The sequence below is a fragment of the Pseudoalteromonas sp. MMG005 genome (genome assembly GCF_018101015.1).
GTDB classification, from domain to species: Bacteria; Pseudomonadota; Gammaproteobacteria; order Enterobacterales; family Alteromonadaceae; genus Pseudoalteromonas; species Pseudoalteromonas aurantia.
Window position 1 is genome coordinate 250,906 of the sequence record NZ_JAGJEK010000001.1, and the last position, 17,078, is coordinate 267,983.

The window sequence follows — 17,078 nt, forward strand, 5'->3', positions numbered from 1 at the left end:
CATCTCATAATTGCTAGATTTTTCTGAGCTTACTCATACTCACATAGGTAATCGAGCTCGGCGTACGACACTCTGTGGCATTTTCTGCGCAAGCTGACTCAACGCCCGCTCAATTTTCTTGTGCTGGGCTTTATCTGCTACAGCAGAATGAAACAACCAACGGTAAGCATCTTCATAATCTCTTGGGCTACCATGCCCTTGATTAAATAGCCCGACTAAACGCAATTGCGCTTTTAAATTGCCCTGTGCAGCAGCTTCTCGTAAATAGGTAATCGCCATTGCCTTGTCTGCTTGAACTAACTGACCCACATCATAGTACCGACCCAGTTGCTCTAACGCAGATGCTAAACCTTGCTCAGCTGCGCTACGCATGTAATATAAGCCAAGCTCCACGTCTCTATCAACACACACTGCATATGCCAGCATATCGCCATACAAGAACTGGTATGAAGGCAACGCCATTGTCTCAGCCCTTGCTTCGATATCTTGCACTAATTGGCATTCATCGCTTTTTACCCGCTGTAAATGCTGATTTTTCTTTATGAGTTCGATTAACTCAGCTTGTGTATATAAGGGCACCGCTTCAATTGGTTCTTGCGCGGCATACACTTGCCAACAGAGTAAAAAGCTCAGACTACACCACTTTTTCAACATAAGTACCTTGCCGTCAATAACCACATACTCAAATATTTATACAAAGACTATACCAACAATCAAATTTTAGGTATAAAAAAAGCTGCAAAAGCAGCTTTTTTTATTTGGTGAAGTTTATTCGCCAAATGGGTTACGTAAAACCATGGTTTCTACGCGATCTGGGCCAGTTGAAATAATATCAATTGGCACACCAGTAATTTCTTCTAAACGCTTAACATAGTTAACAGCGGCTTCTGGAAGCTGTTCAACTGACGTTGCACCGAATGTATTCTCAGTCCAACCTGGCATTTCTTCATAAACTGGCGTTACTTTGTCATAACCTTCAGCAGCCAATGGTGTGATATTTGTTACCGTACCATCTTCTAGCTGATAACCAGTACAAATCTTAATTGTTTCTAAGCCATCTAATACATCAAGCTTGGTTAAACAAAAACCGGTAATGCTATTGATTTGAATTGCACGACGCATCGCAACAGCATCAAACCAACCAGTGCGACGTAAACGACCCGTCGTTGCACCAAACTCATGGCCTTTATCACCTAAATGCTTACCTACAGGGTCTTGCTTATCTAAACCATCATATAGTTCAGTTGGGAAAGGACCAGAACCTACACGCGTGGTATATGCTTTTACAATACCAAGTACGTAATCTAAGTTTAACGGACCAAAACCAGCGCCTGTAGCAACGCCACCTGCAGTGGTATTTGAAGATGTTACATATGGGTACGTACCATGATCGATATCTAGTAATGTACCTTGTGCACCCTCGAATAAGATGTGTTCGCCCGCAGCACGCTTTTGATCAAGTAATTCTGTTACATCAACAACCATTGCTTTTAGGATTTCAGCAACAGCCATTGCATCATCATATGTCTTTTGGAAGTCTACTGCGTCAACTTTATAGTAATTAACAAGGGCAAAGTTATGGTACTCAAGAACTTCTTTCAATTTCGAAGCGAATAGCTCTGGGTTGAATAAGTCACCAACACGTAATCCACGACGGGCAACTTTATCTTCGTATGCTGGACCGATACCACGACCAGTTGTACCAATGGCTTTCTCACCACGCGCTAATTCACGTGCTTGGTCTAAAGCTACATGGTAAGGCAAAATAAGAGGGCAAGCTTCACTGATCAACAAACGCTCACGTACTGGTACGCCACGCTCTTCTAGCATGCCAATTTCTCTCATTAACGCATCTGGCGCTAAAACTACACCGTTACCGATAACGCACTGTACATTGTCACGTAACACACCTGACGGGATCAAGTGTAAAACGGTTTTTTCACCGTTTATGACCAATGTATGGCCTGCATTGTGGCCACCTTGATAGCGTACAACAAGAGAAGCCTTATCTGTAAGTAAGTCAACAACCTTACCTTTACCTTCGTCACCCCATTGGGTGCCTAATACAACGACGTTTTTACCCATTGCAAAATCACTTAGAAAAAATTAGGCGCAGATTTTACCAGAAAACCATGGTCAAGATCACCTTGTTTAGATTATTTTTTCTTCTTTCAATTTTATATATGCAAAACTCATTGAATTAAAAACAAAAAAAGCTCTGAAAAAATCAGAGCTTTTTATTCAGGTCAGTTTGTACTACTGCACATTTGGCCCTTTTAAGTAATTAAAGAAATCACTTTTTGGTGATAACACCATCACATCATTTTTATTTCTAAAGGTATTTTTATATGCCTCTAAAGAACGGACAAAACCAAAAAATTCAGGATCTTTGTTGTACGCATCCGCATAAATTTTAGCGGCTGTGGCATCACCTTCACCACGCACGCCTCGTGCATTTCGCTCTGCGTCAGCCAGCATAACCGTCACTCGGCGATCAACCTCAGCACGAATCGTCTCCGCTTTTTCTTGACCTTCAGAGCGGTGTTCTTTTGCCACCGCAGTACGCTCTGCGCGCATACGTTGATAAATAGAGTTGCTCACTTCATTAGGTAAGTTAATTTGCTTAACGCGTACATCTAACACTTCGATACCCAGCTCTTGCGCACTTTCAGACGCTTGCACCAATGCTTCAGCCATTAGCTCACTTCGCTCACCTGAAACAATTTCACGAATTGTACGAGAACCAAAATTCGTTCTTAAGCCATTATTTACTTTTTGCTTAAGGAGGGTTTCTGCATACTGCTTATCCCCTCTAGCACGCAAGTAAAATGAGCTAAAGTCATTAACACGCCACTTAACGAACGAGTCAACGATCAAATCTTTTTTCTCACTGGTTACAAACCGATCTGGCGCACCATCAAGTGTCTGTATACGCGCATCTAAACGACGAACTTGGCTAAAGAATGGGACTTTCAAATGTAACCCTGGCCCATAAACTACCGCTGTATCATCACTGTCTTTTTGTACTTTACTAAACAACAAAACAATGGCTCGCTGTCCCTCAGTCACCACAAATACAGATGAAAAAGACATGATCACCGCTAATAGTAATAGCACAACACTAAAGTTCTTCATTGCGATTACCTCCCATTGTTGAATCTGTCTTGTGTATAGCGATCATTACTGCTATTCACGGTGCTGTTACGAGATTGACCCAAGGTCTTGCGAAGTTGATTAATATCATTCTGACTTGGTAAGGTCATTGGATTAGTGCCCGTTGATTGATTCATAATTTTATCTAGTGGTAAATACATCATGTTGTTACCCCCATCAACGTCAACCAACACCTTAGTGCTATTTCCTAAAACTTCTTCCATTGCATCAATATACAAACGCTGGCGTGTTACGTCTTTCGCTGCAATATATTCAGGTAACAGCTTTTCAAAGCGAGCAACCTCACCCTGAGCTTCTAGAGTAATACGTTCTCTATAACCTTCAGCTTCTTGCGTCATACGTGTAACACGACCACGTGCACTTGGTTCGATCTCACGTGCGTACGCCTCCGCTTCGCGAATAAAACGTTCTTCATCTTCTTGTGCTGCGATTGCATCATCAAAAGCATCTTTCACTTCTGATGGTGGACGCGAATCTTTAAAGTTCACATCTGTGACTAAGATACCCAAGTTATAGGGTTCGATGATTTTGTTTAGCTCATCCCAGGTTCGTTGACGAACCAATTCACGACCCGTTGTTAATACTTGATCCATCCGTGAATGACCAACAACATAACGAAGCGCACTGTCTAATGATTGCTGTAAACTGTGGTCCGCGTCCGTCACACTAAATTTATATAGTGTTGGATCCATCACTCGATATTGCACTTCAAACTCAACGCTCACAACATTTTCATCTTCTGTAAGCATAAAGCCGGATGCTGATAATGAACGTACCGCTTCAATATTAATCGGAATAACACGTTCAATAAATGTCATTTTCCAACGTAAACCAGGTTCAGCAATACGATCAAATTTGCCAAATTGTAACACTATGCCACGTTCAGCTTCTTTAACGGTGTACATTCCACTCAACGCCCAAACAAGCGCCGCAATAAATAAAACAAAAATAATCCCTGCACCACCAATGCCACCATTGCCGCCGCCACCGGATTTGCCACCGAATAGACCACCAAATTTATTGCTGAACTTACGGAATACTTCATCTAGGTCAGGTGGGCCCTGATCTCGTCCACCACGGTTTTTCCATGGGTCGTTATCATTGCCATTATTACCCGGTTCATTCCAGGCCATAGCTATACTCCATTGTAATTAAAATGAATTAAGATAAATCTAACAAATATAGAACGCATCTCATACAAAAATGCGTGCAAAACTGTAATTTAATGTGAAAATTTTATTTTATGATAAAATTTTCTATCTCTGAGCCTTGCTCTTTCTTGAGCTTTTCCCAGTCGACATGCGGTACTCTCACATCGATTAACCAATTTCCATGCTCATCGAAGCTCTCTTTTTGTACCGCACTGAGATTAAACAGTGCGCCACGTAGACGCCCAAAACTCGCTGGAATACATAAACTTTCTGAGAAAATCTTCTTCGCAAGTAATTCTGAAATAGCTTGCGAAAGTAGCTCAACACCAGCACCGCTGTGTGCTGATAACCATACTCGAATCGGCATGCCTTCATCATTTCGATCGATTCGAGGCCTTACATCATCCAACAAATCTATCTTGTTATATATTAATAACTGCGGGATTTCATCTGCTTCAATCTCTGTTAAAACAGATTGTACCTCTTCTATATTCTCTTTTCTTCTACTATCCGCCGCATCAATCACATGAATTTGTAAATCAGCTTCTCTCGTCTCAGTAAGTGTTGCCTTAAACGCAGCAACTAAGTCATGTGGTAAATGTCGAATAAAGCCAACGGTATCAGCTAATATCACTGAACCTATGTCATCTATATGTAGCTTCCTGAGTGTCGGATCAAGTGTTGCAAACAATTGATCCGCAGCGTAAACGTCAGCATCCGTGATATGATTAAACAAAGTCGATTTACCTGCATTGGTATAGCCTACCAAAGAGACTGTCGGCACTTCATTTCTCGTACGCGCTCTGCGCCCCTGCTCTCGAACAGTCGCAACTTTATCTAAGCGTTTACGAATACTTTTAATTCGTTCGCGTAATAATCTACGGTCCGTTTCCAGCTGAGTTTCTCCTGGCCCTCGTAAACCAATACCACCTTTTTGGCGCTCTAAGTGAGTCCACCCTCGAATTAATCGCGTTGATACATGACGAAGTTGAGCTAACTCAACTTGCAATTTACCTTCGTGCGTTCTGGCACGCTGGGCGAAAATATCTAAAATCAGCGTCGTTCTATCTAACACTCGACACTGGCAGATACGTTCTAAATTTCGTTCTTGCGAAGGGCTGAGTTGGTGATTAAATATGATGACGTCTGCATTGTGGATTTTGACAGTTTCAGCTATTTCTTCTGCTTTACCCGTACCGACGAATAGTTTGGCATGTGGTGATTGACGGCTGCCTTGCACAACCGTCAAACTACTAACACCAGCAGAAGATACCAACATTTCCAATTCATGAAGATCTTCACGATCTCCTTCATTAGGAAATTCGATATGTACTAAAACTGCCTGTTCGCCGGCTTCATAACGGTCAAACAAGCATTACGCTCCTAGTTTTTATTGATAGCTACCTTCATCGCCTTGCTCAGCAATTTCATTGCCTTGCGCACTTTGAAAATTAACCGCGCGCGCTGGCACAACGGTAGAAATAGCGTGCTTATAAACCATTTGGTTTACTGTATTTTCAAGCAAAATTACAAACTGGTCAAACGATTGAATTTTACCCTGTAATTTAATGCCGTTAACTAAAAAAATTGAAACAGGAATGCGCTCACGACGTAAGACATTCAAAAATGGGTCTTGTAACGATTGGCCTTTTGCCATTTTCTTTTCCTTCGTTCTAGGTGTTATTATAATTTCGCTGTCATCAAATCGGAACAGATTGATTTAACAACTACTATTAGCTTAGCGAAGTTAGTACGCGTTGCAAGTTTTCTTGATCATCAGTCTCTAACCAATTCACATTTGGCCAACTTCTTAACCAAGTTAGTTGGCGCTTCGCAAGTTGTCTGGTTGCCGCAATCCCTTTGAATACCATTTCGTCATGATCGCAGTTTCCCGCTAAATGCTCCCACATCTGTCGATAGCCAACACAGCGTATCGATGGTAAATCTGGGTGTAAGTCTCCACGCTGATATAAGGTCAAAACTTCATTTTTAAACCCCTGATCTAACATTATATTAAATCTTTTTTCTATTCGCCCGTGCAATACTTTACGATCATGTGGTGCAATCGCGAATTGGTGAAATTGATACGGCAATGTAGGCTGTTTTTGCTTCTGTAAAACGGTCATCGTTTGCCCAGTTAACCTATACACTTCTAATGCACGATTAATACGCTGAGAATCATTTTCACTGATTTTTGCTGCTGCATCAGGATCAATATTGGTTAATTCTTGATGTAAAGCAGCCCATCCATGCGCTTTTGCTTGCGCTTCTAGCTCTCTACGTACTGCGGTATCAGCCTCTGGCAATGGTGATAAGCCTTCAATTAATCCCTTAAAATACATCATAGTACCACCAACTAAGATAGGTACTTTTCCTTGCTTATGCAACATATCGATTTTTTCAATCGCATCACGACGAAAATCGGCCACAGAATAACTTTCGAGTGGATCTAACATATCAATCAGGTGATGTGGCGCAAGAGATAATTCGTCAGCGTTAGGTTTAGCGGTGCCAATATTCATGCCTTTATAAACCAAAGCTGAATCAACACTTATCACTTGTGTATCTAAATGTTGGCATAGTGCTATGGCCAACGCCGTTTTTCCAGCGGCGGTCGGGCCCATTAGTGTTACAACCGGTAAATTACTCACTCTCAGACCTTTGCTGTAATAACGTCAAAAATATACTGGGATCTATTTTAACTGCTTTTTCCTGAATACGCGCCAAACATTCGGTATTTTTTTCTACTGCAGGTTGAATCTTTGCAAAATGCTCCGATTCAAAATAGCGTGTGGGTGTATGGCTATTGAGCCATTCAAGCCACTGCTCTAATGACTCAGAGCCTGCTGTACAGCCAATCAATAGCTCCGTCATAAATGTTGCGACATCAACACTGTATAAGCTCATTGGCATTTTTTTTATCATTGCATATTGCTCAAACAATGAAATTTCAAACCCCAATAAGGTTAACCATGAACTTTGGTTATGCAACTTTGCAAGGTCCGCTTTTTCCAAGTTAACTCTAACGGGTAATAACAACGCTTTCCCCAACAATGCAGCATCCTGCTCAATGACTTTTTGCCAGTAAATCGTCAAAGCATATTCAAAGTGCGAAATACAGATATCGCTACCTTGCTTAATTAACACCGCACCATTGGGCATACTCAACCAAGAAATTGGCTTAACGGAATTTACCGTTGACTCTGCTACCTCAACAACATTATCAAAATAGCTGGCCTGTTGATGAGATAACCCCTGATAAAGCTGATTTGCATTATATTTCCGAGCGTTATGCTGTGGTTGCGTAGAATGAGCGACATAACCCGCCTCATCACTTTTTCCGCTTGCTCCTCGTTCACTACCAGAACGATAACTACCTTCTGAGCCCTTTTGGCTCATACTCATGTCTGTAGAATTGTGATTCCCCACTAAATCAGCGTAATCGCCATTCGTTTCATTAACGCTTTGCAGCGAACTACGATATGCTTGGTGCTGTTCATCCTCTTGATGCTGCGTTTGCATAGCGTAAGGTTCATCACCCAATCCAACCTGTTCGCCTTCCAAAGACCCTGCTTGGTCAGCGGGCAATACAACTTGCTTAATCGCTTGCACAATAAAGTCATGCACTAATCTCGCCTGATGAAAACGTACTTCATGTTTGGCCGGGTGTACGTTGACATCCACCTGTCGTGGATCAATATCAACATAAATCACAAACCCCGGCAAAGCCAGTTCACCAACCACCTCTTCAAAAGCTTGTCGAATAGCATGCAGTATCAGTTTGTCGCGCATCATACGCCCATTTACATAGCTGTATTGCGTGGTATTACTACTGCCGACAGGCATAACCCAACCATTCAGTTTTAAGCCATCTGAACCTGACTCAATAAATGATGCACACTGTTCAAACTCTTTCCCAGCAACTTGCGCCACCCGTTTAACACCGTGTGCGCTCTCTCTAGCACGGTATTGCCGCACAACCTTTTGGTTATGGGTTAACGTCAATGAAATATCAAATCGACTCAGAGCTATCCGTTTGAGTAACTCGTCAATGTGGCTAAACTCTGTTTTTTCTGTTCGTAAAAATTTACGACGAGCTGGCGTATTAAAGAAAAGGTCTTTCACTTCAATGGTCGTTCCTGCGGGGTGAGCCGTGGGTTGGATTTTAACCGCCATATCTCGGCCTTCAGCAAATGCTTGCCACGCCGTTTCTTGTTCCTGTGGTTTAGAGCTTAATGTCAGCCGTGAAACCGAACTAATCGATGCAAGCGCTTCTCCGCGGAAACCCAGCGATGATATACACTCTAAGTCATCAAGACTTTTTAGCTTACTGGTTGCGTGTCGCGATAACGCTAATGTTAGCTCATCCTTATAGATCCCTTGACCATTATCTCGAATTCGAATGAGCTTATGACCACCTCGTTCAATATCAATATGAATTTTGGTCGCGCCAGCATCTATACTATTTTCAACCAGCTCTTTAACCACTGACGCTGGACGCTCAACCACCTCACCGGCGGCTATTTGGTTCGCTAAACGGGCTGGAAGGATTTCTATACTCATACTCTACGCTTTTGGGATAGTCAGAATTTGGCCAATGTATAAGGTATTTTTCTTCAAACGGTTGTGTTTTTTCAAGGCCGTCACGGTGGTGCCATAACGACTCGCCAACACACTCAAAGATTCTCCTCTTTTCACTTTATGCTTAACCGGTGTATTATTTTTTAAACTTGCAAATAAGGAATTATCTGGCGGGTTTCGTTTGTAGTAATTACGAATAGAAACAAATATAGCGCTAGCAAGCTTTTGTTGATGCTCTGCCGTATTCAACTTCCGCTCTTCTCGCGGATTAGAAATAAAACCAGTCTCGACCAAAATAGAAGGTATATCTGGTGATTTTAGTACACCAAAGTTAGCAGCTTGTGGCTTCTTTTTATGTAATTTAGAAACACTTCTTAACTCTTTTACAACTTCATCAGCCACTTGAAATGCTGTTTTCATAGAATGATCCATCGACATATCTAACAAAGCTTTTGCCAAATATTTCTCATTAGCAGTGTCTTTAATTAGCCCAGCAGCACCTCCCAATAATTGGGAATGCTTTTCTTTATCTTCTAACCACTTACCTATTTCAGAATTCGCGCGTCGCAATGACAAAACCCATACAGAAGTGCCGTTAGGGCCAGGACTCGAAAATGCGTCTGCATGTACCGAGACAAAGAAGTCAGCGCGTTTTTCTCTTGCTCGTGCCGTTCGGGTATTTAACTTTAAATAGTAATCCCCTGTACGAATTAAACGCGCTTTCATTCCTGGCTCTTTATCAACTAATCGGGCAATCCTTTTGGCAATTTGTAATGTTACATTTTTTTCATACGTGCCCGAGGGCCCTATCGAACCAGGATCTTCTCCACCATGTCCTGCATCAATCGCAATGACAATATCTCTGTCAGCAACGCGGGTACGTTTCTTTGCATTGATTTTATCAGCACTGCGTGAAGTTGTATTTGTTGAATATAAATCGACAACTAATCTATTTTTATAAGGCCCTGTCGGTGCCAACGCAAAAATCACAGGCTTAACCGCACCACTTAGTTCAAACACCACTCGTGTACTGTTCTTTTTCTTTGGCTTACTGTAGCGCAATTTACTAATTAACTTATGTTTTTTTGGTACAGTCGGTAAATACTTTGCCTGCTGCGTACCTTGCAAATCAACGACTAAGCGCAACGGGTTTTTCAGCATAAAATAACTAAAGTCAGGCTTAGACGACATGTCGAAAACCACTCGGGTACTATCTGGTGAGGGCCATACACGAACGCCTTCCATTTTATTTTTAGCTAACACTACCGCACTGTTCATAAAACACAGTAATAAAGCACATAGCACTACAATATGATGTACAAAGCGTCTCATTTTATTCCAAATTACTGATAATATTTTTACCGCGCTCACTCTGTGCTGTAATTGTCACGCTGCGCTGTTGATCTTGATATTTCATCTCTATATTTAAATCTGGGGTTGGAATAAAGCCGACCCCTTTTTCAGGCCATTCAATAATACAAATTGCACTTTCAGCAAAATAATCTCGAATCCCCATATATTCCAACTCTTCTGGGTCACCAAGTCGATATAGATCAAAATGATATACTGAGACATCTTTGAGCTCATAGGGTTCAACCAACGTATATGTTGGGCTTTTCACTTTACCTGTGTGACCTAAGCCCTGAACGATACCTCGACTTAGTGTGGTTTTCCCTGCACCTAAGTCACCATGGAGGAACAATACAGCCCCTTTATTTATTACTTGAGACAAGCATTGTCCCATTTTAACCGTTGCCGCTTCATCAGCTAAATGTAGGCAAAAAACATCATTCATGTTCACCCCAGTAAACGTCTAATATGCTCAAATAAATCACTGGCAAGTAGTCCTTTTTCACCATCGGTTGCCGCTTTTTCTGCTGCTAATCCATGAATATACACAGCCAAACTCGTTGCGGCAAATTTCTCCATACCTTGTGCAAGTAAGCCCGCAATTATACCAGATAACACATCCCCCATCCCAGCACTGGCCATTGCTGAACTTCCCGAACGGTTAATATTCATACGGCCACAGTGATAAACTATGCTGCCTGGACCTTTGAGTACAACCGTACTGTGATATGCATGCGCTAAAAATGACGTTGTCGTGAATCTATCCGACAGTTCTATGTCTGAATCATTTTCTATCAGTCGCTTGGCTTCGCCAATATGCGGTGTGATCACGCTATCACTAAAACGCTGCTGAGTATTTGCTAATAAGTTAAGTCCATCTGCATCGCATACGATCGTCCGCTCAAATTCGAAACACCTCTTAAACAGCGTTTGTGCCCATGCATCTTGTCCTAAACCTGGACCTACCACCAACACATCAGCTTTGATAAATAAATTATCAATTGCTTCTTGCTCGTTGTTCAATGATCTCACTCCATGAACCATAAGTTCGTAACGTCCTTGTTGTACCAATGCGACATTATCAGCGTGTGTTAATACACTCACTAAACCTGCACCCGCTCTTAAACATGCCTCACTAGCCAATCGAATCGCGCCACCCATCCCTTTATTCCCACCAATGAGTAAAACATGACCACATTGGTTTTTATAACAATCTGGGTCCCGATTTAGCCTCTGCGCCATAAAGGTTTGCTGAGCACTGTAATGAACGGCAGCTTTTACACGTGCTGAAAAAATTTCCGCAATGCCAAGGGGTGCAAATAGCAGTTTTCCACAAAAATGTTTTGCTCTCCCTGTCAACATACCTTGTTTTAACGCGATGAAAGTCATCGTAATTGTGGCTTCAAAAGCGCCCTCAGCGACCACTCCAGAAGACGCATCAATGCCACTAGGCACATCAATACTTAAACGCATTGCCGAGCTACAATTGCAATAATCAAATATCGTCTTGATTGATGCACTCAATTCACCAGAATAACCCGTGCCAAAAACACCATCAACTATCACATCATAGCTGCCTCTTTCAGCAAAGTTTGCTATAAAAGGCACTTTAGCGGATACAGCTTTCTCATAAGCACTCTGTGCATCTCCAGTTAATAACTGCGGAGAAAACAGACTCATCACCGAAACGACTCTGCCCGTCATATGAAGTAAACGCGCCAATAAATAGGCATCTCCGGCATTATTTCCTTTACCCGCAAGAATAAGAATGCGTTCAGCATTCAGCAACTCATGATCAAATAAAGAAAATACCGCATCTGCGGCTCGCTCCATCAGGTGCGATAAGCTAATGCCTATCTCGCTGGCAGCCTGACCTTCATTGTCCTTTACTTGCTGGGCCGTATACGCAAACTGTGGTAAATTACCATGGTATTTAGCTTCCAAGATCGATTTCCTGTGACTATCACTCATATTGACTATATTGAACTCGCAAAAAAAATTAAGCAATGGGGCGTAGAGCTTGGCTTCGCTGAAGTTGGTATCACTGACATTGATCTCAGCCAACATGAAGCGCAGTTGCAGCGTTGGTTAGACAATGGGTACCACGGGGAAATGGCGTATATGGCCGCACACGGTATGAAACGAGCACGCCCTGCGGAACTTGTGCCAGGTACCCAACGCGTCATCTCAGTCAAAATGAATTATCTACCTCCCGATGCCAGTTTTGCCAAGGCGCTCAATAATAAACAAACAGCTTACATCAGCCGCTATGCGCTCGGTCGCGATTATCATAAAGTAATGCGCAGCAGGTTAAAAAAACTAGGCCAAAAAATTGAACGTGAAGTTGAACAATTGGGATACCGACCTTTTGTCGACTCTGCACCAGTCCTTGAACGCCAACTTGCTGAAAAAGCGGGGCTTGGCTGGCGCGGGAAAAATAGTTTACTGATCAATAAAAAAGCTGGGTCATGGTTTTTCTTAGGTGAGTTGTTTGTCAGTATCCCATTACCCATTGATAATCCCAACGAATCTGAAGGCTGTGGAAAATGTAATGCCTGCATCACTTTATGCCCAACAGGCGCAATCGTTGAACCTTATGTGGTTGACGCTCGAAAATGTATTTCTTACCTTACAATTGAGCTACAAGGCGCAATCCCAGAACAGTATAGGGCACTATTAGGTAATCGAATTTATGGCTGTGATGACTGCCAATTAGTTTGTCCGTGGAACCGCTTTGGCCTACTCACTGATGAACAAGACTTTCACCCTCGTCAAAATATCAAAGACCAAGATCTAATAACCTTATTCTCTTGGGACGAAGCAACATTCTTAAAAAATACTGAAGGCAGCCCGATCAGACGTATTGGGCATGAACGCTGGCTCCGTAATATTGCAGTAGGGTTGGGTAATGCAGACTACAACCCCGCTATCATTCAGCTACTAACTGAGCGGCATCAGCACTCATCGCCGCTCGTACAAGAACATATTGAGTGGGCTATTTCCCAGCAGAATGAAAAACAAGTTAATACCGAGCGAAAACAAGCACGCCTGATAAGGATTATTGAAAAAGGCCTGCCTCGAGACGCATAGCGCTAAGACTTATCAGTTAATAATGATAAGTCCCCTTCAATCTCTTTAAAAGCGCTTTGCACCATTTCAATCGCCTCCTCACGCGCCACTGAATTTTGAATTGCCTCATCTACATTACTAAAAATGAAAATTTCTTGGTCCTCATCTAAACCCATTGTCGGGATCTTAGATTCAAAACGCTCTTGTAGTGATCTAAACACAGACTCATTTTGTCGCCGGTTTGTGTTAAGCATACCCATAAGACTTTTAAATTTACCATTGATCATTGTGAGGGCATTATCTAAATTGTCTTTTTGTGTGTTAAGTTCTTTGCGCGTCATAATTGCAAGTAGCTGCTGCTCTGTCACACTAACCAAAAAACAAATATGGTCACGAATACGACCATGCTTATTTTCATCGCTAGGCATATTTAGAATCAAAACACTCACCAAATCGTAGTTTACCAGTATACGACTGGTGAATTCATGAAGGCGTCCTTTTGACTTTAATATATCAAATAACTCCACCACAATTGGTGAACATAAGCCACTGGTGGCAAAGTGGTGACGTTGTGTATCAACTCGCACCTCAGCATTGCAGTTCAAGCCAAAACTAGATAAGCACTTTATCATCGCATTAATTAATGTGGAAACATCATCAACCTGTGAAATTTGTTCGATATAATTAACGATTTGCCCCATTTCACTACTGGTAGCCATTGCATCAAATGCGGTTGATGTCGCATCTTCTACTTGCTGTTCCAATATGTCTTTATCTAATAACATTTGACTTAAGTTCATCAGCTTACTTTTGAGCTCGCCTTGGCCAAATGGCTTAACGATATAATCTTCAGCACCAACAGCATACCCTTCCATACGCTCTTCGACAGAACCTCTTGCAGAAACAAACATAACCACAATATGGTGAGTCTCCGGATTCGCTTTGATCGCCCGACAAACATCATATCCATTCATTTGGGGCATGCTCACATCGAGCAATATTACCTGAGGGTCAAATGTTTCAATGATCTCTAAACACTCAGGTCCGCTACTGGCTGTCAGCAAATCAAAATTCAGGTCTTCTAGAATTTCTTCCAGTATTTCTAAATTAAACGGTTCATCATCGACGGCTAAAATACGCTGAAGGGCCATATGTCTATTCCTTTTGTATGTTTGTCACTAACTTTAGTTATAGTCGTGATTTTCGTGATTGCTAACTACTTCAACTGTTTAATGTTGGCTTAATGGCAATTCAATAAACACAGTTGCACCACCACATGCGTTGTTATTGACATAAATACAGCCTTTATGAAGCAACACAAACTCTTTGCATATCGCCAGGCCTAAACCTGTACCACCAGCACCACTATTCGTTTTACTACTTTGCACAAACTTAGAAAAAACCTGCTCTAATTCATCGTCAGGAATTCCCATTCCTTGATCACTAATTGCAACGTTTACCTTATTATCTGAAAGCGTAACATCAACAATCACTTGACTATTCTCAGGACTAAATTTCAACGCATTTCCTAGCACATTACGGACTATTTGATTTATTTGCTCTTGATCGCAATACAATAAAATAGGTGCTTCAGGCACATTTAATTCGACCTGTATTTTCTTTGCTAAGGCGCTCCCTGCAACATCATCAATGCCTGTTTTCAAAATGCCTGTGAAATTATGGTTACTGGGATTAAATGGAAAGCGCCCAGCATCTAAACGAGATAAATCCAGTAAATTGTTCAACAAAAGCAGCAGTCGCTCACCGCTGGTCTCTATCCTCGACAAGTATTTCTGTAGCTTTTCAAGTGGTGCCTCTCCAGAATTTAACTTGTCTAAACCAAATCGAGCGAAACTCAAAATTGAATGCATAGGCGTGCGTAATTCATGAGACATATTCGCTAAAAATTCGGATTTACTTAAATTCGCAGCTTCGGCGGCCTCTTTTGCACTTTGCAGTTGTGCTGTGCGTGCCTGGACTTCAGCTTCTAAAACTTCTTTAGCTTCTTCAAGCACTTGTTGTTTTTTCTTTAAATGCGCAACATTTTTAAAAATAACAGCAAAAGCAATCTCTCCATGGTGGTCAATTTCATTAAACGTGCCCATCAAGGGGATATCCCCCGATGTTTGCGGCAAAACTAACTCACAATTAAAATGTCGCTGGATACCAACTTCCTTAATTGCTACTTTTAATGTGTCAGTACAGTCTGTTGCAAACAGATCATAGATAGAACGCGCTTGTATCTCGCTTTGTGACAATTTAAGTAACCGCATCGAAGCATCATTTGCTTCAATGATGGCGCCATTTCGTTTAAATAATACAATGGGATCCGGTGTATGTTTATAAATCACCCGCAATAAGCTGTCGCGCTCAATTAATGCATCAACGGTTTCTTGCAATCGTTCAACAAGCTCTTGATTATGCCGCCGTAGCAACTCAGTTTGCCAAAGCTTATGCAATGATTGTAATAATTCACTTTCATCAAAGGGCTTAGTTAAGACATCTTCAGCCCCTTGACGAATTGCTTCCATCATATCAACTTGGCTCGCTCGGGATGTAAACAGTAGGCATCGACAGTTTGGGTTCAGTGTTTTCAATTGTACGAATATCTCAACACCCGTTCCCACTTGAAGATTGAAGTCACTGATCAATAAATCAATATGTTGTTTTTCTGCGACAGTAACAGCTTCTTCTAAAGAGCATGCTGTAAATACCACCAATTGAGCCCCTCTTAAGCTAGTCGCTAACTCATCTAAGCGGTCATCTGCGTGATCCACCAGCAGCACAGTTGGCAAGACTAAACGCTGATTGGCCCCCACTTCTAAGACCCGCTCTAGCAAATGTGTGATTTCCTTATTTGCAAAGAACGGATAAATCACAATACCATTAGGCAAAGCTTTATTAAACTGACTAAAGACCTCTAAATGTTCAGTGTTATCAGGCTTTGGGGCTAAAAGAATTAACTTACAGTGTTCTTTTAAGGGTAATAAAACCGTTAAATAGTCACTGGGGATCCCATGAGCAATCGCGATGACATCATAACTAGAGAATTGAACACCTTCATCGAGCATATTGTAATGAATATGTTCTACTTCCCCACCTAACAGCTCAAAGAGTACTTTTAAGCGCATCGCAAGCACGCTGTTACTGTCTATAATTAGTACTTTATTCGACATAGTCTATTTCTATTTCCGTGTTCTAACACACAAAAGTGTAGTCGAATTTTAATACTTGCGATTTAAGGTAAAGATAATTGTTTACCAAATATAGCTAAGCTATAGCGTTTTTGGTCCATTTTAGCTATATCGGGTAATTCTCCCCAACGGCTATAACCTTGTCGCTCGAACAGTTTTATACTGGGCTCATTATGAGAAAAAATAAACCCAAGTAATGTATCTACTGCAATATTCCTTGCATGCTGTTCAGCAAATTGCAGTAATGTTGTACCAAGTCCATTGCCTTGAGTATGCGCGGTAATATAAATACTCAGTTCACACGTTCCAATATAAGCAGGTCGACCATAGAATGATTTAAAGCTTAGCCAAGCTAGCACCTCTCCCGCCTCTTCATACACAAAAAGTGGACGTTCAACATTATGGCTAAAAAACCAGGCTTTACGCGCTTCAACCGTCGTAGGCTCGGTCTCAGCAGTGACCATTCGACTGGCTATTGTCTCATTATAAATTGACACAATAGCAGGTAGATCTATCTCGCGAGCAACTCGTATATTCATAGTGTAATAAAATTGATCAA

General features: G+C 41.7%; 15 protein-coding genes. 1 reads left to right on the top strand and 14 read right to left on the bottom strand.

Annotated elements, in window-relative coordinates:
• Nucleotides 1-39 precede the first annotated feature (39 nt).
• The 11 genes from J8M01_RS01195 to J8M01_RS01245 all read right to left on the bottom strand — a co-directional run bounded on the left by J8M01_RS01195 (nucleotide 40) and on the right by J8M01_RS01245 (nucleotide 12,200).
• Nucleotides 40-654 (bottom strand): tetratricopeptide repeat protein, encoded by a 615-nt coding sequence (locus J8M01_RS01195; protein WP_192508806.1) that lies wholly within the window; start codon nucleotides 652-654, stop codon nucleotides 40-42.
• A gap of 114 nt (nucleotides 655-768) precedes the next feature.
• Entirely contained in the window at nucleotides 769-2,085 is a 1,317-nt protein-coding gene (locus J8M01_RS01200) for an adenylosuccinate synthase (RefSeq protein WP_192508807.1), read from the bottom strand.
• A gap of 171 nt (nucleotides 2,086-2,256) precedes the next feature.
• Complete coding sequence (gene hflC, locus J8M01_RS01205; RefSeq protein WP_192508808.1) at nucleotides 2,257-3,135, bottom strand: protease modulator HflC; 879 nt, start codon at nucleotides 3,133-3,135, stop codon at nucleotides 2,257-2,259.
• A gap of 5 nt (nucleotides 3,136-3,140) precedes the next feature.
• Nucleotides 3,141-4,307 carry an FtsH protease activity modulator HflK gene (hflK, locus tag J8M01_RS01210; protein ID WP_192508809.1) on the bottom strand — a complete coding sequence of 389 codons (1,167 nt, stop codon included), beginning with the start codon at nucleotides 4,305-4,307 and terminating at the stop codon, nucleotides 3,141-3,143.
• A 103-nt stretch (nucleotides 4,308-4,410) separates the two neighbouring features.
• Entirely contained in the window at nucleotides 4,411-5,697 is a 1,287-nt protein-coding gene (gene hflX / locus J8M01_RS01215; protein WP_192508810.1) for a ribosome rescue GTPase HflX, read from the bottom strand.
• A gap of 18 nt (nucleotides 5,698-5,715) precedes the next feature.
• A complete protein-coding gene (gene hfq, locus J8M01_RS01220; protein ID WP_192508811.1) occupies nucleotides 5,716-5,982 on the bottom strand; it encodes an RNA chaperone Hfq in 267 nt (88 codons plus the stop codon).
• 76 nt (nucleotides 5,983-6,058) lie between these two features.
• Nucleotides 6,059-6,976 (bottom strand): tRNA (adenosine(37)-N6)-dimethylallyltransferase MiaA, encoded by a 918-nt coding sequence (gene miaA, locus J8M01_RS01225; protein ID WP_211056751.1) that lies wholly within the window; start codon nucleotides 6,974-6,976, stop codon nucleotides 6,059-6,061.
• Nucleotides 6,969-8,888: a DNA mismatch repair endonuclease MutL gene (mutL, locus tag J8M01_RS01230; protein ID WP_211056752.1), complete on the bottom strand. Its 1,920-nt coding sequence runs from the start codon at nucleotides 8,886-8,888 to the stop codon at nucleotides 6,969-6,971. The genes miaA and mutL overlap by 8 nt, the downstream gene beginning before the upstream one ends.
• Nucleotides 8,889-8,891: 3 nt before the next feature.
• A complete protein-coding gene (locus tag J8M01_RS01235) occupies nucleotides 8,892-10,184 on the bottom strand; it encodes an N-acetylmuramoyl-L-alanine amidase (protein WP_247670926.1) in 1,293 nt (430 codons plus the stop codon).
• Between the two features lie 55 nt (nucleotides 10,185-10,239).
• Nucleotides 10,240-10,701 (bottom strand): tRNA (adenosine(37)-N6)-threonylcarbamoyltransferase complex ATPase subunit type 1 TsaE, encoded by a 462-nt coding sequence (gene tsaE / locus J8M01_RS01240; protein WP_211047476.1) that lies wholly within the window; start codon nucleotides 10,699-10,701, stop codon nucleotides 10,240-10,242.
• A 2-nt stretch (nucleotides 10,702-10,703) separates the two neighbouring features.
• A complete protein-coding gene (locus J8M01_RS01245) occupies nucleotides 10,704-12,200 on the bottom strand; it encodes an NAD(P)H-hydrate dehydratase (protein WP_211047475.1) in 1,497 nt (498 codons plus the stop codon).
• On the opposite strand from J8M01_RS01245, the gene queG reads away from it, so the two are divergent.
• Nucleotides 12,183-13,346, top strand: a complete 1,164-nt coding sequence (queG, locus tag J8M01_RS01250) for a tRNA epoxyqueuosine(34) reductase QueG (protein ID WP_211056753.1) — start codon at nucleotides 12,183-12,185, stop codon at nucleotides 13,344-13,346. The two genes, J8M01_RS01245 and queG, sit on opposite strands and share 18 nt — an antisense overlap.
• 2 nt (nucleotides 13,347-13,348) lie before the next feature.
• Here queG and J8M01_RS01255 read toward each other — a convergent pair whose 3' ends face one another.
• From J8M01_RS01255 to J8M01_RS01265, 3 genes are all read right to left on the bottom strand, one after another.
• Entirely contained in the window at nucleotides 13,349-14,476 is a 1,128-nt protein-coding gene (locus tag J8M01_RS01255) for a response regulator (protein WP_211056754.1), read from the bottom strand.
• A 78-nt stretch (nucleotides 14,477-14,554) separates the two neighbouring features.
• Nucleotides 14,555-16,501, bottom strand: coding sequence for an ATP-binding protein (locus J8M01_RS01260; protein ID WP_211056755.1), 1,947 nt, complete (start codon nucleotides 16,499-16,501; stop codon nucleotides 14,555-14,557).
• Nucleotides 16,502-16,563: 62 nt separating this feature from the next.
• Nucleotides 16,564-17,058 (bottom strand): GNAT family N-acetyltransferase, encoded by a 495-nt coding sequence (locus tag J8M01_RS01265; protein ID WP_211056756.1) that lies wholly within the window; start codon nucleotides 17,056-17,058, stop codon nucleotides 16,564-16,566.
• Nucleotides 17,059-17,078 lie beyond the last annotated feature (20 nt).